The organism is Leifsonia poae (assembly GCF_050632865.1).
Classification (GTDB): Bacteria; Actinomycetota; Actinomycetes; order Actinomycetales; family Microbacteriaceae; genus Leifsonia; species Leifsonia poae_B.
On the sequence record NZ_JBODSA010000003.1, the window covers coordinates 243392 to 266410 of the forward strand.

The 23019-nt window shown below is 68.9% G+C and carries 24 protein-coding genes, 3 tRNA genes and 1 pseudogene; 11 read left to right on the top strand and 17 right to left on the bottom strand.

The genetic code is table 11. From position 1 onward, the window contains the following. Nucleotides 1-48 precede the first annotated feature (48 nt). On the bottom strand, nt 49-1197 hold the full coding sequence (locus tag ACRAWB_RS11185) for a lactonase family protein (protein WP_431353398.1): 1149 nt from the start codon (nt 1195-1197) through the stop codon (nt 49-51). A 160-nt stretch (nt 1198-1357) separates the two neighbouring features. Here ACRAWB_RS11185 and ACRAWB_RS11190 point away from each other — a divergent pair, with 160 nt between their 5' ends. After that, complete coding sequence (locus tag ACRAWB_RS11190; RefSeq protein ID WP_431353399.1) at nt 1358-2023, top strand: sigma-70 family RNA polymerase sigma factor; 666 nt, start codon at nt 1358-1360, stop codon at nt 2021-2023. After that, nucleotides 2020-2229 carry a hypothetical protein gene (locus ACRAWB_RS11195; RefSeq protein ID WP_431353400.1) on the top strand — a complete coding sequence of 70 codons (210 nt, stop codon included), beginning with the start codon at nt 2020-2022 and terminating at the stop codon, nt 2227-2229. The genes ACRAWB_RS11190 and ACRAWB_RS11195 overlap by 4 nt, the downstream gene beginning before the upstream one ends. A gap of 37 nt (nt 2230-2266) precedes the next feature. Here ACRAWB_RS11195 and ACRAWB_RS11200 read toward each other — a convergent pair whose 3' ends face one another. The 4 genes and pseudogenes from ACRAWB_RS11200 to ACRAWB_RS11215 form a co-directional block, all read right to left on the bottom strand. After that, nucleotides 2267-2611, bottom strand: a complete 345-nt coding sequence (locus tag ACRAWB_RS11200; RefSeq protein ID WP_431353401.1) for a carboxymuconolactone decarboxylase family protein — start codon at nt 2609-2611, stop codon at nt 2267-2269. Next, nucleotides 2608-3015: a (R)-mandelonitrile lyase gene (locus tag ACRAWB_RS11205; protein ID WP_431353402.1), complete on the bottom strand. Its 408-nt coding sequence runs from the start codon at nt 3013-3015 to the stop codon at nt 2608-2610. The genes ACRAWB_RS11200 and ACRAWB_RS11205 overlap by 4 nt, the downstream gene beginning before the upstream one ends. After that, nucleotides 3012-4042, bottom strand: a pseudogene (locus ACRAWB_RS11210) (zinc-dependent alcohol dehydrogenase family protein). The gene ACRAWB_RS11205 and the pseudogene ACRAWB_RS11210 overlap by 4 nt, the downstream one beginning before the upstream one ends. Then, complete coding sequence (locus tag ACRAWB_RS11215) at nt 4030-5298, bottom strand: multidrug effflux MFS transporter (protein WP_431354504.1); 1269 nt, start codon at nt 5296-5298, stop codon at nt 4030-4032. The pseudogene ACRAWB_RS11210 and the gene ACRAWB_RS11215 overlap by 13 nt, the downstream one beginning before the upstream one ends. A gap of 102 nt (nt 5299-5400) precedes the next feature. Between ACRAWB_RS11215 and ACRAWB_RS11220 the strand changes: the two genes are divergently transcribed. Both ACRAWB_RS11220 and ACRAWB_RS11225 read left to right on the top strand, forming a co-directional pair. Next, nucleotides 5401-6288: a helix-turn-helix transcriptional regulator gene (locus ACRAWB_RS11220; protein WP_431353403.1), complete on the top strand. Its 888-nt coding sequence runs from the start codon at nt 5401-5403 to the stop codon at nt 6286-6288. Then, nucleotides 6285-6659 carry a DUF2255 family protein gene (locus ACRAWB_RS11225; RefSeq protein WP_431353404.1) on the top strand — a complete coding sequence of 125 codons (375 nt, stop codon included), beginning with the start codon at nt 6285-6287 and terminating at the stop codon, nt 6657-6659. The genes ACRAWB_RS11220 and ACRAWB_RS11225 overlap by 4 nt, the downstream gene beginning before the upstream one ends. On the opposite strand, the gene glsA is transcribed toward ACRAWB_RS11225, so the two are convergent. Further along, nucleotides 6613-7737 (bottom strand): glutaminase A, encoded by a 1125-nt coding sequence (gene glsA, locus ACRAWB_RS11230; protein WP_431353405.1) that lies wholly within the window; start codon nt 7735-7737, stop codon nt 6613-6615. The genes ACRAWB_RS11225 and glsA overlap by 47 nt on opposite strands. A 90-nt stretch (nt 7738-7827) precedes the next feature. Between glsA and ACRAWB_RS11235 the strand changes: the two genes are divergently transcribed. Further along, entirely contained in the window at nt 7828-8559 is a 732-nt protein-coding gene (locus ACRAWB_RS11235; protein ID WP_431353406.1) for an EAL domain-containing protein, read from the top strand. 78 nt (nt 8560-8637) lie between these two features. On the opposite strand, the gene ACRAWB_RS11240 is transcribed toward ACRAWB_RS11235, so the two are convergent. From ACRAWB_RS11240 to ACRAWB_RS11250, 3 genes are all read right to left on the bottom strand, one after another. Then, a tRNA-Met gene (locus tag ACRAWB_RS11240) sits at nt 8638-8711 on the bottom strand. A 45-nt stretch (nt 8712-8756) separates the two neighbouring features. Next, nucleotides 8757-8828: transfer RNA gene (locus tag ACRAWB_RS11245), tRNA-Thr, on the bottom strand. A gap of 114 nt (nt 8829-8942) precedes the next feature. Next, complete coding sequence (locus ACRAWB_RS11250; protein ID WP_431353407.1) at nt 8943-9899, bottom strand: aldo/keto reductase; 957 nt, start codon at nt 9897-9899, stop codon at nt 8943-8945. A 114-nt stretch (nt 9900-10013) separates the two neighbouring features. Here ACRAWB_RS11250 and ACRAWB_RS11255 point away from each other — a divergent pair, with 114 nt between their 5' ends. The 3 genes from ACRAWB_RS11255 to ACRAWB_RS11265 all read left to right on the top strand — a co-directional run bounded on the left by ACRAWB_RS11255 (nt 10014) and on the right by ACRAWB_RS11265 (nt 13805). Then, nucleotides 10014-10865 carry a pentapeptide repeat-containing protein gene (locus tag ACRAWB_RS11255; protein ID WP_431353408.1) on the top strand — a complete coding sequence of 284 codons (852 nt, stop codon included), beginning with the start codon at nt 10014-10016 and terminating at the stop codon, nt 10863-10865. 137 nt (nt 10866-11002) lie between these two features. Beyond that, on the top strand, nt 11003-12031 hold the full coding sequence (locus ACRAWB_RS11260) for a LacI family DNA-binding transcriptional regulator (protein WP_431353409.1): 1029 nt from the start codon (nt 11003-11005) through the stop codon (nt 12029-12031). A gap of 28 nt (nt 12032-12059) precedes the next feature. Next, entirely contained in the window at nt 12060-13805 is a 1746-nt protein-coding gene (locus ACRAWB_RS11265; RefSeq protein WP_431353410.1) for a glycoside hydrolase family 13 protein, read from the top strand. A gap of 7 nt (nt 13806-13812) precedes the next feature. On the opposite strand, the gene ACRAWB_RS11270 is transcribed toward ACRAWB_RS11265, so the two are convergent. Next, the gene (locus ACRAWB_RS11270) at nt 13813-14607 is read right to left on the bottom strand and encodes an inositol monophosphatase family protein (protein ID WP_431354505.1); all 795 of its coding nucleotides are present in this window, start codon (nt 14605-14607) and stop codon (nt 13813-13815) included. A gap of 128 nt (nt 14608-14735) precedes the next feature. Continuing rightward, a complete protein-coding gene (locus tag ACRAWB_RS11275) occupies nt 14736-15284 on the bottom strand; it encodes an NYN domain-containing protein (RefSeq protein WP_431353411.1) in 549 nt (182 codons plus the stop codon). Nucleotides 15285-15451: 167 nt separating this feature from the next. Between ACRAWB_RS11275 and ACRAWB_RS11280 the strand changes: the two genes are divergently transcribed. Together ACRAWB_RS11280 and ACRAWB_RS11285 are read left to right on the top strand one after the other, a co-directional pair. Continuing rightward, entirely contained in the window at nt 15452-15781 is a 330-nt protein-coding gene (locus tag ACRAWB_RS11280; protein WP_431353412.1) for a hypothetical protein, read from the top strand. 285 nt (nt 15782-16066) lie between these two features. Next, entirely contained in the window at nt 16067-16504 is a 438-nt protein-coding gene (locus tag ACRAWB_RS11285; protein WP_431353413.1) for a hypothetical protein, read from the top strand. A gap of 26 nt (nt 16505-16530) precedes the next feature. On the opposite strand, the gene ACRAWB_RS11290 is transcribed toward ACRAWB_RS11285, so the two are convergent. From ACRAWB_RS11290 to ACRAWB_RS11300, 3 genes are all read right to left on the bottom strand, one after another. Then, the gene (locus tag ACRAWB_RS11290) at nt 16531-17460 is read right to left on the bottom strand and encodes an SDH family Clp fold serine proteinase (protein WP_431353414.1); all 930 of its coding nucleotides are present in this window, start codon (nt 17458-17460) and stop codon (nt 16531-16533) included. Nucleotides 17461-17796: 336 nt separating this feature from the next. Beyond that, nucleotides 17797-17881: transfer RNA gene (locus ACRAWB_RS11295), tRNA-Tyr, on the bottom strand. 112 nt (nt 17882-17993) lie between these two features. Beyond that, complete coding sequence (locus ACRAWB_RS11300; protein ID WP_431353415.1) at nt 17994-18344, bottom strand: helix-turn-helix domain-containing protein; 351 nt, start codon at nt 18342-18344, stop codon at nt 17994-17996. Between the two features lie 148 nt (nt 18345-18492). Between ACRAWB_RS11300 and ACRAWB_RS11305 the strand changes: the two genes are divergently transcribed. After that, nucleotides 18493-18636, top strand: a complete 144-nt coding sequence (locus ACRAWB_RS11305; RefSeq protein WP_363806872.1) for a hypothetical protein — start codon at nt 18493-18495, stop codon at nt 18634-18636. Here ACRAWB_RS11305 and ACRAWB_RS11310 read toward each other — a convergent pair. The 3 genes from ACRAWB_RS11310 to ACRAWB_RS11320 all read right to left on the bottom strand — a co-directional run bounded on the left by ACRAWB_RS11310 (nt 18633) and on the right by ACRAWB_RS11320 (nt 22948). Beyond that, complete coding sequence (locus tag ACRAWB_RS11310) at nt 18633-19277, bottom strand: heme oxygenase (biliverdin-producing) (RefSeq protein ID WP_431353416.1); 645 nt, start codon at nt 19275-19277, stop codon at nt 18633-18635. The two genes, ACRAWB_RS11305 and ACRAWB_RS11310, sit on opposite strands and share 4 nt — an antisense overlap. Nucleotides 19278-19317: 40 nt before the next feature. Beyond that, nucleotides 19318-20256: an acetylxylan esterase gene (locus ACRAWB_RS11315; protein WP_431353417.1), complete on the bottom strand. Its 939-nt coding sequence runs from the start codon at nt 20254-20256 to the stop codon at nt 19318-19320. Between the two features lie 82 nt (nt 20257-20338). Beyond that, the gene (locus tag ACRAWB_RS11320; RefSeq protein WP_431353418.1) at nt 20339-22948 is read right to left on the bottom strand and encodes a X2-like carbohydrate binding domain-containing protein; all 2610 of its coding nucleotides are present in this window, start codon (nt 22946-22948) and stop codon (nt 20339-20341) included. Nucleotides 22949-23019 lie beyond the last annotated feature (71 nt).

The window sequence follows — 23019 nt, forward strand, 5'->3', positions numbered from 1 at the left end:
GGAAGGCCCGCGCGCCGAATCCCCCGATACGGCGCGCGGGCCCTCCGTTCACTGCGCGACGATGCCCTCTCCACCGACGCCATCGGGGACGGTCACCGAGCCGATGGCGGTCAGTGAGCCGTCGGGGTTCACGCGGAACTCGTCGACGATCCCGTTCGCGCCCGTCTGGACGTACAGGTAGTGACCGTCCGGGCTGCTGGCGGCATCCACCGTCCCCGGGTCGGTCGCCGTCAGGCTGACCGGCGTCAGAGCGCCGGAGCCCGCGTCCGCGTAGCCCGAGAGCGACGGTCCTCCGGCGTTGGAGGCGTAGAACAGCGACCCGGATCGTGCGATCCAGCACGTCGCCGGCTGGCCCGTCGCGGCCGTGGTGATCGGCGTCACCGTGCCGTTCGGCGCGATCGCGAAGCTGGCGACCGCGTTGGTCCCCGCCTCGGCGACGAGCAGATGCCCACCCGCGTCGAACGAGACAGCGAACGGCACCGCACCCGGCTCCACGTTGACGGTCGGGCGCTGTGCGAGGCCGCCCAGCCCGTTGAGGTTGAAGACGTCGATGGCGCTGCCGTCGGCCTTCGTCGTCACCACGAGCTGAGAGCCGTCCGGCGTGAAGGACACCTGACCCGGCGTGTGGGTGAACTCCGGCGTCAGCGTCGGGTCCAGCCCGAGCGGGCGGTTCCAGCCGGGGATGCGGACCAGTCCGCCGCCAGCCCGAACGAATCCCTGGACGCTACCGCCGTCGCGCGCGTTGAGGACGTACACCAGGCGACCGTGCGTGGTGATGCTGACCGGGAACGCGCCACCCGATGAGATCACCTGCAGGCGCACCAGCTGGTCCCCATGGACGGCGAAGACGGTCACCGTGTCGCTCCCCGCGTTGACCGCGTAGAGGAGGCCGCGATCATAGGCGAGCGATCCCTGCGAGGCGAGATGGTCGACGACCGATCCGGCCAGGGCGCCGCCGACACCGCCCGTCGGGTAGGTGCCGGCCTGATGGAGCGTGCCGTCGGCCGCACGATCATAGGCGACCACCGCGTTGCCACCCAGGCCATCCGTCTGGACGAACACGGCGGACGAGGCTCCGACACTCGAGCCCGGCGGGTTCGCTGCGTGCGGGGGTGCCGCCAGGGCCGGCGACGCGAAGAGTGCGGCCGCGGCGACCGCGGATGCCGTCGCGAGGGTGATACGAAGAGCGCTTCTCATGATTCTCCTTCGATTCGGTGCGGTGCCTGCGGCACCCCGTTGCGAGCGCGTCGTGCACAGGCGCCCGAACGGTTAGTGGCGGCGGATCGGCGGCCCTTACCTCCGGGCCAGGAGATTCTTCCGGTGGAAGAGCGGGCGCCCGCCGCCGTAGCATCGACCCATGGATGTCGGAGACGGGCCGCCGGCACAGGACGAACCCGTCACGGACCCGCTTACGGACACCGCCCGCTGGCGCTCCGCTCTCACCTCCGGAGGCGCGGCGCAACGGTCGGCGGAGGAACGGCTCTACCGGATGCTGCTCGGCGTGGCCCGGGCGGAGGTGCGGCGACGTGCGCCGTCCCTGCCGTTCGGCGGACCGGAGCTCGACGACATCGCCCACCAGGCGGCGGCCGATGCGGTCATCGGCGTGCTGCGCCGCCTTCACGAGTTCCGCGGCGAAAGCCGATTCACCACCTGGGCGTACACGTTCGCCATCTTCGAGGTCTCGGCCAAGGTCGGCCGTCACTTCTGGCGGCACCCGGACCTCGCGCTCGAGGACTACGGCTGGGAACGGCTCCCCGACCGCCTCGGTATCACCCCCGAGGAGGCGAGCGTCGCCGATGACCTCCTGACGGCACTTCGCGAGGCCATCGACACCCAGCTCACGCGCCGACAACGAGAGGTGCTGCTCGCCGTCGTCGTGCGCGGAGTCCCGCTGGACGCGCTGGCCGTCGCCCGCAAGACCACGCGTGGAGCCCTTTACAAGACCCTTTTCGACGCGCGACGGAAGTTACGGGGCTACCTTGTCACTCATCATTATCTGGACGACCAGGAGGAGGTGACATGAGCGCGAGAACACGGATCGACGGGTTCCTGGGGACCGGCGAGGAGGACGCCGGCTGCGCCAAGACCATGTCCCTCATGCACGTCTACGCGGAACTGGTGCTCGCGGGCGAGGACGCCCCTGCTCGGCACCCCGGCGTCGCCCTCCACCTGTCGCGATGCGCCGCCTGCGGGGAGGACTACGCAGGTCTCCTCGCGGCGCTGCGCTGAGCAGCCCGGAACCGTCGAGATTCCGGGGCGGTGCCGCTCAGTCTGCAGGCCGGCCATCTCCGAACAACTGCTTGGCGATGGTCATCGCCGACATGGCCTTGGGCCATCCGGCGTAGAACGCCAAGTGGGTGATCGTCTCCACCAGCTCTTCGCGGCTGACGCCGTTCTGGACGGCGAAGGGGAGATGGAAGCGCAGCTGGTCGAGGTTGCCACCGACCAGGAGGGCGGTGACGGTGATGAGGCTGCGGTCGCGCTTGGACAGGCCGGGACGCTCCCACACCTCGTCGAAGAGAACCCGGTCGGTGTAGTGGACGAGACCGGGGGCGAAGTCGCCGAAGGCGCGCTGGCCTCCGGTCCAGCCGTCCTGAGCCGGTTCGGTCATGCGCTTCTTCCCTCGTAGTCGGCGTCGGTGATGTGCTCTTTCCAGGTAGTGGTGCCGGCGCGATCGTCGGCGGACTCCAGCATGGCGATGTGCTCCATGAAGCAGCCGGGTGCCGCAGCGTGCCAGTGGTCCTGGCCGGGAGGCGTGTAGAGCGTCTGTCCCGCGTGCACCTCGATGATGCTGCCGTCACGGGCACCGAACCGGGCGACCCCGGCGGTGACACGCAGGTACTGTCCGCGCGCGTGGCTGTGCCAGGCAGTGCGGGCACCGGGCGCGAATCGCACGACAGCGGCCGTCATCCGCTGGTCGGCGTCGTGAGGTGTGACGATCGGGTCGACCCACACGTCGCCGGCGAACTGCTCCGGCGGGTTCTTGACGGTCGGGGTGGCGGGTTCGATGTTCATGCGTTCTCCGTCTCCAGCAAGACCTTGATGGCACGTCTCTCATCCATCGCCCGGTAGCCCTCCGCCGCGTCGACGAGCGGGAGGGTGAGGTCGAACACCGCACCGGCGTCGAACTCGTCACTCATGATCGACTCGATCAGCGCGGGCAGAAAGCGACGGACGGGCGCCGGTCCGCCGTGCAGGTGCACGCCGGAGAAGAACAGTTCCTCGCCGGGCAGTTCGACATCATGCGAGACGCCGACGTAGCCGACGTGTCCGCCAGGCCGCGTGGCGCGGATCGCCTGCATCATCGACTCCTGCGTGCCGACGGCCTCGATGACGGAGTGTGCGCCAAGGCCGTCGGTGAGGCCCTTGATCGCGGCCACGCCGGCATCCCCCGCTCCTGGACGATGTCGGTCGCGCCATAGCGGCGGGCCAGCTCCTGGCGGTCGGCGTGACGGCTCATCGCGATGATCCGCTCGGCGCCGAGCTGCTTCGCGGCGAGCACGCCTAGAAGCCCTACTGCGCCGTCGCCGACGACGGCGACCGTCTTGCCCGGGCCGGCCTCGGCCGCGACGGCGGCGAACCAGCCCGTGCCGAGTACGTCGGAGGCGGCGAGCAGCCCGCGCACCTGGGCCGGCGTCGGAGTGCCGGGCACGACGACGAGGGTGCCGTCGGCCATCGGGACGCGCAGCTTCTCGGCCTGTGTGCCCAGTGCGCCCATCGGGAATGCATGCACGCAGCGCGACTGGTAGCCGGCGCGGCAGATCTCGCAGGTGTTGTCGGAGGCGAAGAACGAGCCCACGACGTAGTCGCCGACCTTGACGTTGGTGATGTCCTCTCCGACCTGTTCGACGACGCCGACATACTCATGGCCCATCGGCGTGGGCCCGGTGACGGCGTCCGTCCCGCGGTAGGGCCAGAGGTCCGAGCCGCAGATGCAGGCCGCGGCGACGCGGATCACCGCGTCCGTCGGTTCCTGGATGACGGGGTCGGCGCGCTCCTCGACGCGCACATCCCGGGGTGCGTACATGACTACTCCACGCATGTGAGGGTTCCTTCCGTTGCGGAGTGGGTGGTGCCGGCGGGGGCGGTGGCTCGGGCCGGAAGTCGGAGATGAAGAGCGGCCGTGACCGCGGCCGCCGCGACGGCGACAGTGGTGACCAGGCCGAGCGGGAGGATGCTGAGGGCGCCCGCGACGCCGACCAGCGGCGCTGCGATGCCTCCGAAGGCGAAACGTGCGGCGCCGAGCAGGGAGGATGCAGTGCCCGCGATCTGCGGGTAGTCGACCAGCGCGAGCGTCGTCGAGGGTGGGCTGGTGATGGCCGTCCCGGCAGCGAGGAGGAAGAGCGCAACGATGACTACGGTCAGAGGAACGGTCGTGAGGCCCGCGATCAGCAGCCCGATTGCACCGAGCGCGGTGGTCAGAAGGCCGACGGTCAGGGTGCCGAGAACGCTCCACTTCTCGCTGGCGCGTCCGGCGAGATAGCCGAACCCCATGAAGCCCGCGGAGTTGAGTCCGAAGGCGAGTGCATAGGCCTGTGGCGAGAGGCCGTAGACGCCCTGCAGCACGTAGGTCGCGCCGCTGAGGTAGGCGAACAACGCGGCGTAGACGAAGCCCTGCGCGACCACCGCGCCGACGAATCGACGGTCGGACAGCAGCATCCGCATGTCCCGTCGGATCACGCTGACGCCGGCGGCCGTGCGGTCGCCCGGAGCCAGAGTCTCGGGAAGGCCGAGAGCCACCCACGCCAAGATGAGCGCGCCGATCACCGCGAGAACGAGGAACAGCCCGCGCCAGTCCAGGATCGCCGTGAGCGCGCCTCCGAGGAGAGGTCCGACGACTGCCGCCAGGCCGCCGACAACGGTGAGCCGGCCGTAGAAGCGGATGAGCCTCCCGCCCTCGTACACGTCGCGACCGGCCGCCTGTGCGATGACGATGCCGACCCCTCCGGCCAGCCCCTGCACCAGCCGGGCAGCGATGAGCAGTTCGACCGTCGGACTCGCTGCGCACAGCGCCGAGACGAGCACGTAGGCGGCGACGCCGATCAGAGCAGGACCCCGTCGGCCGAACCGGTCGGACAGCGGGCCGGCGATCAGCTGCCCTGCCGCGAGACCGATCAGGCAGGCCGTCACGGTCAGTTGCGCTGTCGACGTCGCGGCGCCCAGCTCCGTCGTCAGAGCAGGCAGCGCAGGCAGGTACAGATCCATCGAGATCGGACCGAACACGGTCAGCACGAGCAGCAGCGTCGCCAGGGGACCGCTGGCGCGTACATGGGTTCTGCGAGAGAGGGATGCTGTCACGTCATCCAGCACACCGCGCTCATTCGCGGCGAGGGAGTCCCTGGTGAGAGGTGTACTGGCAGGGCATCCCTCATGGACGCGAGCCGGCCTAGCCTGTGAGGCATGGACAATCGAGCCGACGTGCGCGAATTCCTCATGTCGCGGCGCGCCAAGCTCACCCCGGAGATGGCGGGCCTGCCCACGGGAACGGGGCGGCGGGTAACGGGGCTGCGCCGTTCCGAAGTCGCCATGCTCGCGGATGTCAGCGTCGAGTACTACTCCAAGCTCGAGCGCGGCGCGATCGCCGGCGTCTCCACCGGAGTGCTGGACGCGGTGGCGCGCGCGCTACAGCTCGACGACACCGAGCGCGCCCACCTCTTCGACCTCGCACGCGCCGCAGACGGCATCCCCGTCTCCGGGCGTCCGCGACGCCGCGCGACCCGCAGCCCCGCCGCGAGACCGAGCCTCCACTGGGCACTGGAGGCGTTCACCGAGGGCGTCGCCGTCGTCCGCAACGCACAGTCGGATGTGATCGCGTTCAACGCGCTCGGGCGCGCCTTCTACTCGCCGCTCATCGGCGACGGCGGCCGCACACCGAACTTCGCGCGCTTCCAGTTCCTCGACCCGGCGTCGCGCGACTTCTATCCGGACTGGGACCTCTTCGCCGATATGTGCGTGGCGATGATGCGCGCCGAGGCCGGACGCGACCCCCACAACCGTGCGCTCCAGGACCTCGTGGGCGAGCTGTCGACCCGGAGCGACACGTTCCGACGGCTCTGGGGTGCCCACGATGTGCGGACCCACGGCGCGGGAACCAAGCGCTTCCAGCATCCCGTCGTCGGCGAGTTGACGCTGGCGTACGAGGAGTTCGCGATCACCGCCGAACCCGGCCACGTCATGCTCGTCTACACCGCCGAGCCCGGCTCGGCGTCGGCCGAGCGGTTGCGGCTGCTCGCATCCTGGGCGGCCGACCGGCCCGCACTGCGTCAGACCATCACGGAGGACTCATGACCGCCTGGACCGCAGACGAACTACACGCCATCGCCTCCACCGACGACTTCCACATCGCGCCCTTCCGGGCCGACGGCACCACGCTCGGCACCCCCACCTGGATCTGGTCCGTCGTCGTCGACGACGGGGTCTACGTGCGTGCCTACAACGGCACGAACTCTCGCTGGTACCAGTCCGCCCGCTCACAAGGGGCCGGGCGGATCACCGGGGGCGGCGTCGAGAAGGATGTGACCTTCACTCCGATCACGGACGCCGTGCTGAACGATCGCATCGACGCCGCGTACGAGGCGAAGTACGGCACGAGCCCGTACTACCCGCCGATGGTCACTGCGAAGACCCGCGCGGCGACCGTCCAGGTCGACCCGCGCTGACGCCCTCATCAGCCGGCGTCGACGCGAAGATGTCCAACCCGAGCGCATGGGAGAGGAATCGCGCGGCCCGCTGACCCCGAACGCTGTTGCCGGCGGGGTCGAGGCGCGGGGAGAAGGTTCCGAGGCCGCCCTTGCCCGGTGCGACCGTGACGATGCCGCCCGAGACTCCGCTCTTGGCTGGAATGCCCACTTCGAACAGCCAGTCCCCGGAGAACTCGTAGAGTCCGCTCGTCGCCATCACGGCGAGCGTGTCACGGCAGACGGATGCGTCGATCACCTTCTGCCGGGTGATCGGGTTCACCCCTCCATCAGCGAGGGTCGCCGCCATGATCGCCAGGTCCTCCGCGGTCACGAGGAGCGAGCACTGTCGCGTGTACACATCGGTCGCCTGAATCGGGTCGAATTCCATCCGCCCGTAGCTCTGGAGGAGCCGGGCGATCGCCTTGTTGCGCTGATTGGTGGCCGACTCCGATGCGTAGACCTTCTCGTCGATCTCCAGCTGTCGCCCGGCGAAGCGGGAGAGTCCGTCGCGTACGAACTCCCACTTCTCGGCCGCCGTCGAGCCGGGAGCAAGAGACGTCGTCGTGATCGCGCCCGCGTTCACGAGCGGGTTCCTCGGGTCGCCGTCGCTCAGTTCGAGAGCCATGACCGAGTTGAACGGGAGGCCGGTGTTGTTCACACCGACGCGACGCGAAATCTCCGCGTGCCCCAGCTCATGACAGACGAGGGCGAAGACGAACACCTTGGAGATCGACTGGATCGAGAAGGGGTGGGCGGAGTCGCCGACGTTCGTCGTGAGGCCCTTGACGCTGCAGACGCTGATGCCGAAGAGGGCCGGGTCTGCCTGCCCGAGCGAGGGGATGTAGTCGGCCACTTTCCCGTCGTCCAGCGTGCGGTAGCGCTCATGGGCGGTCTCGATGAGTTCATGGACGCGTTCCACCTCGGGAAGGGTGCCCGTGGAGACGACATTCTCTGGCGCCGTGACTTCGTCCGCATGGACGGCGCCGGTCGAGAAGTCGGGCAGCGGAGTCTGTCGTGCGAGGTAGGCCATCGGATCCTCCGTCGTGATCACGCTCATGATAGGTGCCCTCACCGTCCGTGACACCCTCCACATCCACCCCCTGTGATCACTGCACGTGTCGAGTTGTCCCGGGCCTAGTATCGGGTCGTGGAGACGATCGTGACCGACCTCGTGGGGGCGGTTCGGCGCGGCGAGATCTCTGCCTGGTTCCAGCCGCAGATCGATCTTCGTGATGGTCGCGTGGTCGCAGCGGAGGCGTTGTGCCGGTGGAATCATCCGGTGCGCGGGATGGTCCCGCCTCCCGAGTTCATCGCCGCGGCGGAGGAATCCAAGCTCATCGAGGAGATCGGCGTCTTCATGGCACGCCAAGGCTGCCTCGCTATCGAGCGGTGGCGCATCGACGTATCCGTGAACGTGTCACCGCTGCAACTGGAGACGGCAGCATTCACCAATTGGCTCGAAACCCAACTCAGCGGGGTCAGCACCGGCAGCAGCACGCTGACGATCGAGATCACCGAAGAGCAGCCGATGCGCAATGTCCCGGCTGTGGTGCGCCGGCTCGATCGGCTGCGGGCGCTCGGGGTGGGCGTCGCGATCGACGACTTCGGCGTCGGCCAGAGCTCACTAAAACAGCTCCGTCGTCTGCACGGAACCGAGCTCAAGCTCGATCGGTCGCTGATCGAGGACGAGAGCGCTGAAGCGCTCATCGCCCGCGCGGTCGAGGCCGCGCGGGCGTACGGCGTGCGGACCGTTGTCGAAGGTATCGAGACGACCGACCAGCTGGAACTGGTCACTCGTCTCGGGTGCGATCGCGCACAGGGCTACCTCCTCGGCCGCCCCATGCCGCGCGAGGCGATGGACGAGCTGGTCGCCGCTTAGACACCACTCGGCACGGTCGCCCCGGAAACCGAAGAACGGCGGCCGTCTAGCAGCCGCCGTTCCTGTATCTCGAGTCTGTAGCGAGGGCGGGACTCGAACCCGCGACACCACGATTATGAGCCGTGTGCTCTAACCACCTGAGCTACCCCGCCGTGGCATCCCTCCGTCGTGCGATGCGTCGCGCGGCGGGGAGACGGAGCCCCCTGTGGGAATCGGACCCACTACCTCTTCCTTACCAAGGAAGTGCTCTACCAATGAGCTAAGGGGGCGGAGCCGGCGCCGGCCGGGGCCGGCCGTTTTCGGCAACCGTACGAGGATACCATCCGCGAACGGGTGCTTCGTACACAACCGGCCCCAGCGGCCATGCCCGCGAGAAGGGCCGGTCAGGCGGCCTTGGCCTGCTCGGAGGCGCCGTCGAGGGCGGCCAGCTCGTCGGCGGTCAGCTCGAGCGAGACCGACGCCAGCAGGTCGGGGAGCTGGTCGGTCGTGCGGGCGCTGGCGATCGGCGCGGTGATGGTCGGCTGCGCGGCGAGCCAGGCGAGGGCGACGGACGCCACCGAGGCGCCGTGAGCGGCAGCGACCTCGTCGAGGGCGGCGAGCACGGAGCGGCCTGTCTCGTCGAGGTACTTCGCGGCGCCGCCCGCGCGGGCGCTGTCGACGGTCACACCGTCGCGGTACTTGCCGGTCAGGAAGCCCGCGGCGAGGGCGAAGTACGGCATGACGCCCAGGCCCTCCCGCTCGGCGATCGGACGGTACTTCGTCTCGTAGGCGCGCTCGACCAGGTTGTAGTGCGGCTGCAGGGCGACGGCGCGGTGCAGGCCCTCGCGCTCGGTGATCCGGAACCACTCCTCGATGCGCTCCGGGGAGTAGTTCGAGATGCCGATATAGCGCACCTTGCCGGCGTCGACGAGCCCGGACAGCGCGGACACGGTCTCCTCCAGCGGCACCGACTCGTCGTCGAAGTGCGCGTAGTAGAGGTCGATGTACTCGGACTGCAGGCGCTCGAGCGACGCGTCGGCGGCGCGACGGATGTTGTCAGCCGCGAGGCCCTTGAAGTCGGGGTGCTGGCTCACCTTGGTGGCGAGGACGATCTCGTCGCGGTTGCCGCGGGCGTCGAACCACTCGCCGAGGATTCGCTCGGAGTCGCCGCCCGTGTTGCCGGGGACCCACGCCGAGTATCCGTCCGCCGTGTCGACGAAGTTGCCGCCCGCGGCGGTGTAGCCGTCGAGCACGTCGAACGAGGTCTGCTTGTCGGCCGTCCAGCCGAAGACATTGCCTCCGAGCGACAGCGGGAAGACCTCCAGGTCGGAGGAACCGATCGTGCGGCGAGGTGCGGTCATGCGTGTGTCTCCTTCATTTCCGTCTGTTCTTCCACGCTAACGCGGGCGTCCCGGCGCTATTCCGGTCACGCCTGAAGATGTGGAAAGGTTGCGGGCGGCCCGTACTGTGGACGAATGCGCACCACCGACGACGCCCGCAGCGACGCCCGCAGCGACCTCCGCGCCGACTGCTCCCGCTGCGTCGGCCTGTGCTGCGTCGCCCTCGCCTTCGCACGGTCCGCCGACTTCGCCTTCGACAAGGCGGCCGGCGACCCGTGCGTCAACCTCGACGACGACTACCGCTGCCGCATCCACCCCCACCTGCGCGACCGCGGTTTCAAGGGCTGCACGGTGTTCGACTGCTTCGGCGCCGGCCAGCACACCACGCAAGGCACCTTCGACGGCGCCACCTGGCGCGACGAGGATGTGCGGGCCGACATGTTCGCGGTGTTCCCGATCATGCGCCAACTCCACGAACTGCTCTGGTACCTCGAGGACGCCCTCGCGCTCGCGGCCGCCGCGTCCCTCCACCCGGCGCTCCGGCGCATCCGCTCGGAGGTCCGCGCCCTTGCCGACGCGTCGCCCGACCTCATTCGGCACGCGGACATCGACGACCTCCGCGAGCCCGCCGCGCTCCTCCTCCGCGACGCCGCGCGTCTCACCCGCGAGTCCGGCCCGATCGGGTCGGGACCCACCCGGGTGGCGCGCTCCCGCATCCGTCCCGGCGCCGACCTCCTCGGTGCCGACCTCCGTCGCGCAGACCTCCGCGGCGCCGAACTGCGTGGCGCCCTCCTCATCGCCGCCGACCTGCGCGACGCCGACCTCTCCCGGGCCGAGCTGATCGGTGCCGATCTCCGCGACGCGCGGCTGGACGGCGCCGACCTCCGCGAGGCGATCTACCTCGCCCAGCCGCAGGTGAACGCGGCGAGCGGCGACGCACGCACCCGCCTCCCGGAGACGCTGGAGCGCCCGGCCCACTGGGCCTGAGCCGCCGTAACCCCGTAGGGGGTAGTGCAAACGCTTACACTTCCCTCGCTATACTCGCCGTGTGCACGGTCACACCCGCGCACCGGCGGACGCAAGCGCTTCCACCGCAGGCGACCAGCAAGCGATCAGGAGGTGGAATGCCGGGCATCGACGACGTCGCCCGCCTCGCGGGCGTCTCCACCGCCACGGTCTCGCGCGCGCTCAGCGGCAACGGCCCCGTCTCGCAGTCCACCCGCGCCCGCGTGGTCCAGGCTGCGACCGACCTCGGCTACGTGGTGTCCTCGAACGCCTCCAGCCTCGCCTCCGGTCGCACACGCAACATCGGCGCCGTCGTTCCACACCTCAACCGCTGGTTCTTCACCTCCGTCATCGAGGGCGCCGAGCGCGTCCTCCTCCGCCGCGGCTACGACCTCACCCTCTACAACCTGAGCGGCGACGGGGACGAGCGGCAGCGCGTCTTCGAGCACCACCTGCTGCGCAACCGGGTGGATGCGGTGTTCGCCGTCTCCCTCGAACTCGCCGAGCAGGAGGTCTCCCGCCTGCTCGCCCTCGGCAAGCCGCTCGTCGGCGTCGGCGGCCCGCTGCCCGGCGTCAGCACGCTCCGGATCGACGACGTCGCGGTCGCGCACCTCGCCACCGACCACCTCATCTCCCTGGGCCACCGCCATATCGCGCACATCGGCGCGTCCCACGAGTTCGACCTCGACTTCCACATCCCGACCAGCCGTCGCCTGGGCTACGAGCAGGCGCTCGCTGAGGCCGGGATCGCCGTGGACGAACGCCTGCACCGCGCCGCCGACTTCACCCTTCCGGGCGGTTATGAGGCGGCGAAGCAGCTGCTCGGCACGCCGCACGAGCGCCCGACCGCGATCTTCGCGGCATCGGACGAGATGGCGATCGGCGCCATCCTCGCCGCCCGCGACCTCGGCCTGAGCGTCCCTCGCGACGTGTCGGTCATCGGGATCGACGATCACCCCCTGGCGGAGTTCTTCGGGCTGAGCACCGTGGCGCAGCATCCCGTCGCCCAGGGCGAGCACGCGGCCGAAATCCTCCTCGCCGCGCTCGACGCTTCGCGCAGGGGCGGCGCCGCCGGCCGTCCCGACCCGGTGAGCCACGTCGCGCCCGCCGACCTGATCGTGCGGTCGAGCACCGCCGTCCACCCTTGACCCCCCACCCCATCCACACGAACACGAGGTGACCACCATCTCCGCAGCAACGAACCCCGAAAGCGCGCTCATCCCCTCGGCCCCGGGCCGCGAGTGGTGGCGCTCCGCCGTGATCTATCAGGTCTATCCCCGCTCCTTCGCCGACTCCGACGGCGACGGGATGGGCGACCTCCCCGGCATCACCAGCCGGCTCGGCGCACTCCGCGACCTGAGAGTGGACGCCGTCTGGCTGTCCCCCTTCTACCGCTCGCCCCAGCGGGACGCGGGTTACGACGTGGCCGACTACCGCGACGTCGACCCGCGCTTCGGCACCCTCGCCGACTTCGACGCGATGCTCGCCGAGGCGCACAGCCTGGGCCTGCGCGTCATCATCGACATCGTCCCGAACCACTCGTCGAGCGATCACGTGTGGTTCCAGGAGGCGCTGGCGGCCGCACCGGGCAGCCCCGAGCGCGCGCGGTACATCTTCCGCGACGGCACGGGCGAGAACGGCGAGCTCCCTCCGAACAACTGGGAGTCGATCTTCGGCGGCCGCGCCTGGACGCGCGTGACCGAGCCCGACGGCACCCCCGGCCAGTGGTACCTCCACCTCTTCGACAAGTCGCAGCCCGACTTCGACTGGGAAAACCCGTGGGTCTGGGAGCAGTTCCGCGGCGTCCTGCGCTTCTGGCTGGACCGCGGTGTGGACGGCTTCCGCGTGGATGTCGCGCACGGCATGGTCAAGGAGGCCGGCCTCCCCGACTACACCCCGCCCACCGGCATGGGCAGCATGGGCGGCACCACCCCGACCCTCGAGACGGGCGGCATCCCCCTCGAGCCGGAGATCCACGCGCACGCAGAGCTCGACCCGCCGACGCCGCCGTACTTCGCGCAGGACGGCGTCCATGAGATCTACCGCGATTGGCACAAGGTCCTGGACGAGTACGAGGGCGACCGCGTCCTGTGCGGCGAGGCCTGGGTGGAGCCGCTGGAGAAGCTGGCCCGCTGGGTGCGCCCCGACGAGATGCAGCAGACCTTCAACTTCGCGTACCTGGAGACCCCGTGGGACGCGGACGCGCTCCACAGCGTGATCGACCGCTCCATCGCGGCGTTCAGCAGCGTCGGCGCCCCGAGCACCTGGGTGCTCTCCAACCACGACGTCGTACGCCACGCGACCCGTCTCGCGCTGCAGGGCGAGAACCTGCAGGGCCACGGCATCGGGCCGAAGACCAAGGGCCTGCCCGACCCGGCGTTCGCCCTCCGTCGCGCCCGCGCGGCGACGGCGCTCATGCTCGCGCTGCCCGGCTCGGCGTACCTGTACCAGGGCGAAGAGCTCGGCCTGCCCGAGGCGATCGACCTCCCGGACGAGGCGCGCCAGGATCCCACCTGGTTCCGCACCAACGGCGAGCGTTACGGCCGCGACGGCTGCCGCGTCCCCATCCCGTGGGAGGGCGACGAGGCGTCGTACGGCTTCGGTCCGAGTCCCGCGAGCTGGCTGCCGCAGCCGGCGGTGTGGGCCGAGTACACGCGGACGCCGCAGCAGGGCGTGCCCGGCTCGACGCTGACCATGTACCAGGATGCGCTGGAGCTGCGTCGCCGCCACGACCTCGCGTTCGGCGCGCCGGAGTGGATCGACCTCGGCGGCGACACGCTCGCCTTCCGGACCGGTCCGGTCACCGTGGTCGTCAACTTCGGCACGTCGCCGGTCGCGATCCCGTCGGGCGAGATCGTGCTCGCGAGCGGTGAGCTGACCGACGGGATGCTTCCGCAGGACACCGCGGTCTGGCTCGTCTGAGCCCCGCTCACTCCCAGCCGGCGTAGTACCGCTCGGCGCGGGGGTGCAGCTCTTCGAAGAGGCCCGGCGCGGCCGCCACCAGCAGGCGGCGACCCGCCGGGCCTCCGCCGATTCCGGCGACGCGTGCGCCGGCCTCCTCGGCGATCAGCGCGCCGGCGGCGTGATCCCACGGGTTCAGGCCCCGCTCGAAGTACGCATCCAGCCGCCCGGCCGCGACCGAGCAGAGGTCGAGCGAGGCGGCGCCGATCCGCCGGATGTCACGCACCTCCGGGATGAGCTCCTGCACGAACGCCGCCTGCCGTCGGCGGACCTCGGCGTCGTATCCGAATCCAGTGCCGACGAGCGCCAGCGGCAGATCGACCCCGTCGTTGACGTGGATGGCCTCGCCGTTGAGCTTCGCGCCGCCCCCGCGCGACGCCGTATACGTCTCCTTCAGCACCGGATTGACGACCGCCCCGGCCAGCGTCCGCCAGGTCGCCGGATCGGGATCGCCCTCGACCACCGCGATGCTGACGGCCCACGCCGGGATGCCGTAGAAGTAGTTGACGGTCCCGTCGATCGGGTCGACCACCCAGGTCAGCCCGCTCCGGCTGCTGCTGTCGCCTGACTCCTCCCCCAGGAACCCGTCGAGCGGACGCGCGGCGGCCAGAGCATCCCGGATCAACTGCTCGGTCTCGCGATCGGCGCGCGTGACGATGTCGCTCAGCGACGACTTGGACGCGGCGATCTCCACCCCGTCCTGCCGCCGCTGCAACGCGAAGGCGGCAGCCCGGCGGGCGACGGTGGCGGCGATCTCGAGCAGTTCGACGGGGAGGTCATGGGGTCAAGCCTGGCACGGTCCGGGGGTGCCTTGGCTTGCTAGCGCCACTTCTCCGGCCGGACGAACACCCTCGAGGTGCCCCCAACCGGCACCTCGTCGGGCAGAAGGGATCAGGCGATACGTGCGCGCCCGATATGGAACGAGGACGGCATGAGCGCCTGCAGTTCCGCGGAGAACCGGCCTGGTGGGAAGGCGGCGAGAAAACGCGCATCCGGATTCAGGCTCATGGCCAGCCGGATCGCCGGCGCGATGTCGCTATCCCCGCTGATCACCATGAAGGCGTCTGCGCGGCGAGCGATTGCGTCGGCCGCGAGGGTGACGGCGATGTTCACATCCGTCTCCTTCTCCTCGTAGACACGCCACGAGACACCGCAACTCCGGCAGCGGCGCTTGTTCTGCTGATACCGGCCCATGGTCACGTGCAACAGGCCCGGGTTCGCCGCCTTGAGCGCTTCGATGTAAGCGTCTTGTCGACTCTGAGCGGGGCCATCGTTCAGCACGGAGGCCGTGAAGTACTCGACACCGACGAGGTTCGAATGGGGCCGGAGTGATCTCGCCAGGGACGCTAGATCGAGCCAGAGATAGCGGTGACCGAACTGATCGTGAAGGCCGTGATAGAGGTTGAAGCCGTCCACGTAGACCACGAGTCGTTCCGCCATCGTTGAATCATGCCTGCCGCGTGCCACGTTGAATTCCGGATGGCCGCAATGCAGAAGAGCCGGCTGTGCTAACTTCGATGCATACCCCGCCGTGGTTTCACGACCACGGCTCGACGGCCTCTCCTCGGAGAGGCCGTTTTTGTGTCGCAACGATTAACCTGGGCCTCATGCGGCGTCGGTGGTGGCTCATCCCGGTGGTGGCGATCTCAGCGCTCGTCCTGCTTGCGGTGGGGACCTTCTTCTACCAGGTGCACCGCACCACCTCCGACTGGTGGCCCAGGGCCGTGCCGACCGTGGTCCAGTACGACGATCGCGACTTCACCTGCGGGAACGTGCACAGTGAGGCGCGCCCCGAGGACCTTGTCGGGATGGTCCCGCGCGGGCGGACCATCGGCGGCGGCACGATCTACGCCCCGCCTGGCTTCCTGCTGCCTATCGGAATCGCGGTTCGCGACGCGGGCACCTTCTACTACTGCCCTCTCAGCGGCGGCCCGTGAGCAACGCCCCCGCTAGGCTGCGAGCATGAGCGACTACTGGCGGTTGCAGGTGACGAGGGTCGCCTCATTCCTGAACGCGCTGGCCGAGGGCTTCCTGGACATGTTCCGCCACTGACGACGACGAAGGGACCCGGCCGATCGGCCGAGTCCCTCGGTGGTGGCGAGTGAGATTTATCTTCATATTCCCTACCGTTTCCCTTGGGCTGCTCACCCAAATACACCGACACCAGGTCAAGACATCGGCTTTAGACAACATGTAGGTCGAGAACTGCTAGAAACGTCTGCATGGACGTTGCTTGGCTCGGTGTTTGCGCAACAGTGCTGACCTCCCTCGTGGGCGCAGTCGCTACCGTGAACCTGATCGCTCGAGAGGCAGGCACGTTACGTCGAATCGAGCGCATCACCGAACTCATTCCCAAACTCGATGCAGCGAGCCAGGGAGTAACGGCCATGACGCAACTCCGTGACCGCCTAATTGAGCGGTATGTCCTCGTCAGAACGGATCCACGCCGGCTGTCTATGCGACTGGCGCTCTGGGCGCTCGCGTTCTACATCTCGGGCTTTGCCTGTTTCGGGATCAGTTTTTTGTTCGCTTTTACGCCGTCGTGGGCAGTGTGGAACTGGGCGGCCATTGGCATGTGGGTCGTCGGAATGGTCCTTATTTCACTGGCGGAGAGAAGACTCTCGTCATCTTCGCCGTCAGCCGCAATGGAGCCCAAGTAGAGCACGAATCTTATGTAAGTCGAGCCCTATATGCCGGCCGGCATGGCCTTCATCCACGAGCGTCCGAGCTGATTTTCAACAATCTTCGCGATGGACGTAATGTTAAAGGTGTGGGTCATTGCGTGATGGACGGTCAGGACGGCATCCTGCAAGCCGGCATCGTCCTCCAAGTTCGAAACCTTGAGTCCATACGCTCGGATCTTGTCCCTTCCTATCCCCCGGCTATGAGCCATGTGGGCGTCACTGTCCGCGAAAAACTCCGCAGCAGCTTTCGCAAGCACCGCCTTATTTTTGCGGCGACGAAGCATGTAGTCGAGAAGATATTCCTCCACGAGCGCTTTGGACAGGTTGGTGAAGTCGTCACACATCTCTAGCAGCCCCGGGTAGTACTGCTGAAGAACGGGGACCCACGCGCTCAGCCGCGAGGGGTCTGCAGCGCACTCGCTTTGAGCCTTCTCGAAGTTTCGTTTGATCGCGGCCGCGGGAATCATATTGTTCCCAAGTCTCAGCTGTGGATCGATTGGCCCCAATTGGGAGTGGCGGCCGAGGATTAGTTCGTCGGCCGCCAAGCTCCACATCGTCGCCGCAGACATCGCAGCCACGGGAACTATGACTCGGACGTGCGCAAACCGCGACCGCATATACCGAACAAGACTGTCGGCGGCCGTCGGGTCACCTCCGGGGGAGTGCAAGACCAAATCGAGGCCAGCACTCACATCCAGGTCCTTGAACACTTCCATCAGGCCCTGCATGTCGCCGAGGAGAATCGAGAGATCGGGACTGTCGGATTTTGCCGGGTTTAGCCAGTCAGTGGAATAAACGACGGTGTTACGACCGGTGTAATTAGACAGCTGCTCGACGTAGTGGCGGCGAAATCGGTCCAGATCAAGGGACCCATCCGGCGCGGTCCACGAGCCGTCAGTCAGCTGCTGAAGTAAGTCCCCCCATGTGGGCACCGCTACCTCACATACGCGTTTGCGCCAGTGGTCACAACCGGGACCGCAGCGGTTTGCGGCGCGGCAACCGCAATTCGTCGGGTGGCCATTTCATACAGCTTCATCACTTCGGCCACTCCTGCAGGTGTCTTCGGAAGGCTTGGGTCAGCGCTGAGGTTGGTTAAAGCCATGCAGGAATTGTGGCATGCATAGTTTTGAATCGTTAGTACCCCTAATGGGCCACTCAACGGGTAGGCAGGCCAGCTGAGGCCAGCTGCAGGCGAGAGGGGCGGCGGCCCGTAGTCGCGCGCCATTGACGACGACGAAGGGACCCGGCCGATCGGCCGAGTCCCTTGGTGGTGGCGAGTGAGGGATTCGAACCCCCGAAGTCGTAGACAGCTGATTTACAGTCAGATCCCTTTGGCCGCTTGGGTAACTCGCCAAGGCGCTCCCGACCACCAGTTTTCTCGTGACCGAAGGCGCCAGACAAGAATAGCCGTACGCGCGCCCGCACACGAAATCAGCGGGCGCCCAGCCTCCGCACGGCTAGCCGGTCAGGCGGCGAGCGCGACCACGCCGGGCTTCTGGCCGGCGGCGACCGCGACCGCGGGCTGGAGCTCGGCGGTCGTCCGGACGGCGATGTCGTCCTCGTGCCCGGGCACCAGGCTCAGCACCTGCCCGCCCGCGAACTCGGCGGCGACGCGAGTCAGCAGTTCGCCCTCCGTGACACCCAGCACACGGCACAGCGCCGCCAGGATCTCGGACGACGCCTCCTTGCGGCCGCGCTCGATCTCCGAGAGGTAGGGCACCGACACCCGCGAGTGCTCCGAGAGCTCGCGCAGCGTCGTCCCCCGCTCCGTCCTGATCCGGCGGAGCACCGAGCCGATCGCGTGCCGCAGAAGCATGCGGCAAGCCTATGTCGAATGGCCCGGATCCGCGCCTGCGGGTTCCGGCGGTTCTGCTCTGGGCAGAACGGCCGAGTGGATGCTGTGCGCTCGCGACACCCCGGCGCGCCTGCCGCCGATGTCGGTGGTCCGGCGCACAATCGTGGGCATGAGAACGTTGGAGATTTGCGAACGGTGCGACGGCACGGGGGCCGACCCGACGCAGCACCTCGAGGAGATCACCCTCTGCATCGAGTGCAGCGGCGACGGCTGCCACGTCACCTACTACGAAGAGCTGGCGCAGACGGCCTAGGCGGCCTTCGCGACCGCGAGGTCGTCGAACAGCTCCGTGTTGAAGCGGAACGCCAACCCGACCTCGTCGATGACGCGGTCGCGCTCCTCCTCCGTCCAGTCGACGGCGTCGAGCTGGGAGCGGTAGGTGTCCTTGAACAGCTTCGGCTTCGCGATGTCGGCGAAGAGGTAGAAGCCCACCCCGTTCGTCTCGAACCCGTACGCGCGCTGCAGCAACGTGCGGATGATCTGCCCGCCGGACAGATCCCCGAGGTAGCGCGTGTAGTGGTGCGCCACGAACCCGCCCGGCCACGTGCTTCCGACCTCGCGGATGCGGGCGGTGTAGCGGACGGTGGACGGCAGCGGGGCGATCCGCTCGCGCCAGTCGTCGCCGATCAGGAACTCCAGGTCGGCCTCGATCGCCGGCAGGCGCGTCAGCGCCGGGGTGATGAACAGCGACGCCACGGGGTCGCCGCCCATGCGGTCGGCCGCCTCCTCGAGCGCGTCATAGACGAAGTAGTGCTGCGAGAGCAGCGCGATGTAGTCGTCGCGGGAGCCGTTGCCGGACATGAGGTCCTGCATGAAGACCGCGCCCTCGCTCTCCTGGTGGACGCCGCGCGTGCGCTCCCTCAACGCCTGCGAGAAGGGGATGAGCTCGGCCATGCGGGTCTCCTGACTCAGGTAAGGCTTGCCTAAGCCTCTCCTACCCGCGTCCGGGCGTCAAGGCGGCGACCCCGAACCGCTCGCGCAGGACGGCGAGCGCACCCTGCCGATCGCCCGTCCCTCCCGCCTCGTGCCCGGCACCCGGCCATTCCCGGAAGACGACCGGCGCCGCATACGCCTCCGCCGCGGCGCGCGCCGTCTCGGGCGGGCAGATGTCGTCGTCCAGCCCGTCGCTGATCCACCCCGGCGCGGTGGCGTGCCGGGCTGAGGTGACGCCGTCGACGTACGCGAGGGTGCGCGCGACGGCGTCCGCGCGATCGGGATGCTCGGCGAGATACGCGCGCAGCTCCAGCCACGGACCCTGGGCGGCGAAATGGAGGCCGACGGGCGCCGCCGTCAGGAACGGCGCCTGCGCGAGGACCGCCACGAGGTCCGGCACGAGGGCGCCGACGCCGAGGGCGATCCCGCCGCCCTGGCTGTTGCCGATCGCGGCGACGCGCGACGCATCCACGTCGTCCAGCGCGCGGAGTGCGTCCACGGCCCGCGCCGCGTCCACGAACACGCCCCGATAGTACGAGCTGCGCGGGTCCAGGATGCCCTCCAGCAGGTGGCCGGTGCTGCCGCCGCCCTGCTGGTGTGTGTCGACGACGAGCTGTGCGAAGCCGGCCGCGGGCCAGGTGAGGTCGTCGATCGGCGAGAGCCTGCCGGCGCCGTAGCCGTTGGCGTGGACGATCGCGGGCACCGCTCCCGTGCGGTGGTGCGGCAGACGCAACCAGCCGCGGACGCGGCGACCGTCGTACCCGGCGAAGGAGACGTCGTACACGTCGATCGCCGCGAGCCCGGTGTCGACCGGGGCGAGGCGGAGGTCGAGCGGATGACGCCGGGCGCCGTCCAACGCCTCCGCCCAGAAGGCGTCGTAGTCGTCCGGAGTCGGCAGCGGCTCGAGACCGAGCGAGGCGGGGAACTCGGGGCGGCTCATGCGGTGTCCTCCAGTGGATTCGTCAGCTCATTCTTCCGCGAGGGGTGGGCCGGGACGCCGTGTCCCGGCCCACCCGTGGCGATCAGCGCACCGTGTAGCGGATGGCGTCGGTGCGCATCACGTCACCCGACTCCTTCACGGCCATGAAGGCGTGCTTCCCGTCCCGCAGCCCGGTGGCGCTGAACAGCTTCTGCTGGGTGCGGCGCGTGTCGCTGTGCGTGTCGACGCGCTTGACGAGCTTGCCGTCGAGGTACACGTCCACGATGCCCTGGTCGGGTGCGGTAGCGCCCAGCCAGTCGACACCGGTCCCCGTGAAGGCGTACGACACCGAGGCGCCCGCCGTCTTCGTGGAGTGGACGTCGTCCAGGTAGTCGCCGCGGAAGCCGACGTTCAGCGTCGTCGCCCCGACCGGCAGCGTCGCCAGGTACGCCGTCGTCAGAGTGACCGTCGACCCGGACACCGTGTAGTCGGTGCCCTTCGCGAGCGTCTTGCCGTTCGCCGTGATCCCGGTGAACTCGTCCGGGTCGCGGAGGACGCCGAAGCTCGCGGCGGCCGGCGCCTTGGTGTCGTAGGACACCGAGGACGGGTCGATGAGGTTCTGCTGGATCACATCCAGCCGGTCGATCAGCATGAACTGACCGGACTTCATCACGACGCGGAGGGTGTGCTGACCGTTGGGCAGGTCGTTCGTCGAGAAAACGGCCTGCTGCGCGGTGTGCGAGGCCGTCGGGATGTTGGCGCTGACCGTCTTCACGAACTGGCCGTCGATGTAGACGTCCGCGTCGCCCTCCGACGAGTCGAGCTCGGTCAAGTACGAGATCCCGGTGCCGGTGAACGTGTACGAGAAGGAGTCGCTGCCTGGATGCTCGGCGTAGTGGACGTCGTCCTGGTAGTCGCCGAAGTTGCGGCCGTTGCTGTAACCCCATTGGCCGGAGTACACGATCCCGGGGTCGGTGTCGTTCACGCTCGTGGTTCGCGTCGGACCGGTGGAGGTGGATGGCGCGGGCGTGCCCGTGTCCGTCACGTTCACGGTCAGCGGCTGCGAGGTCGCGGCGACTTCCGCCCCGCCGTTGCGGGTCCAGTCGCCGCCGTACTTCATGCCGAGCGCGTCGTCGTTCACCGTGAGAGCCGACCCCTTGCCCGGGGTGACCTTGAGCAGCCGGACGCCGTGGATCGGCACATCCTTCGCCGTGAAGCCGCTGTCGGCGCTGCCCAGGTTCTTACGGGCCCACAGGTCGCGGACCGTCGCCGAGCCCTTCAGGCCGATGTCCGACCACTTCGCGGTCACATCCGCCTCGGACCGGCCCAGGTTGAAGAGCGCGACCGTGTAGCTGCCGTCCGCGTTCAGTGCGTACCAGACCTGCTGCTTGGAGGTCGTGGAGACCGGACGCGCGGGCACGCCCGCCTGATCCACCGCGACGACCTCGGGGTTGGTCAGCAGGTCGACCCCGAACTGGTCGAGGTTCGTCAGGTCGTTGCCGGTGTACATCGGCGCGGCGGAAATCGCCCACAGGGTCGTGGCGGTGCGGCGCTCGTCCGGCGTCAGTCCGTCCATCTTCCCGTTGCCGACGTCGAGCGAGTCGAAGTCGTTCCAGCCGCCGGGGCCGGCATGCCGCCACCAGTCGGCAGCCCGCGGGAAGAGGCGGTTGATGTTCTCCCACTGGGTCAGGGCCTCGCTGCCGCAGTAGCACTCGACGTCCCACTCCACGCGCCAGCCGTTGGCGTACTGCTTCCAGTAGTCGGCGTAGTTGATGTCGAGCGCCCACGAGATCTCGAACCAGATCTGGTGCTTCTTGAGCGCCTTGGACCAGGCGGCGACGTCGTCGCGCGCATCCACCGAGCCGTCGCTGATGCCCGAGCCGGGCGTGACGCTGTCGAACTTGACGAAGTTCACGCCCCACGCGGCGAGCTGGTCGGCGATGGAGTCGACGTACTTCTGCGCGCACGGGTTGGAGAAGTCGATGCGGTAGCCGATCTTCCAGTAGTCGGCCTGCTGGAGCGGCTGCTTCACGATGTCGTGCGTGGTGCATCCGGGCGCGTTCGCGATCGGGTACGCCTTGTTGTAGACGTCGGGACCGATGCCGGGGATCAGGTAGACGCCGAACTTCTGCCCGTTGGCGTGAACGTGGTCGATGACCTTCTTCAGCCCCTGCGGGTAGAGCGTCGTGCTGGGGACCGGGCGGCCGTTGTCGTCGACGCCGTCGTTCCAGCCGGCGTCGACGTTGATCCGGTCGTAGCCGGCCTTCTGCAGCTTGGCGTGCATGGCGTCCGACTGGGCGATGAGCTGGTCGGCGGTAATCCACTTCCCGTTGCCCGAGTAGACCTGCATGCTGTAGCTGCTCCAGCCCATGTAGGGCTTCTGCGCCCAGGGGTCGCCGGTGGAGGTCGGAGCCGGGATGGGCGTGGGGACGTCCGCCGTCGCGGTCGCCTTCGGTGCCGCGGACGCTGACGCGGTCGCGGTCGCCGTCGGTGAGGCGGTCGCGGTCGCCGTCGGTGAGGCGGTCGCGGTCGGGGTCGGGGTGGTGGTCGGCGTAACAGTGGCCGTCGCGGTCGGCGTCGGTGTCGCGGTCGGGGGTTCGGTCGGCGCCGGCGATGCGCCGGCGGGCAGCGCGGCGGCCGCCACCAGTCCCAGCGCAGCGACCGTCACGGCCGCGGCGTGCAGGCCGCGGCGCGCGCGTGTCAAGCGGGTCATGCGTTCTTCCTCTCTGAAGAGCCCGTTGCTCGGAGCGTCAGGCGGTGATGCGGTGGGCCGTCTGTGGGGCG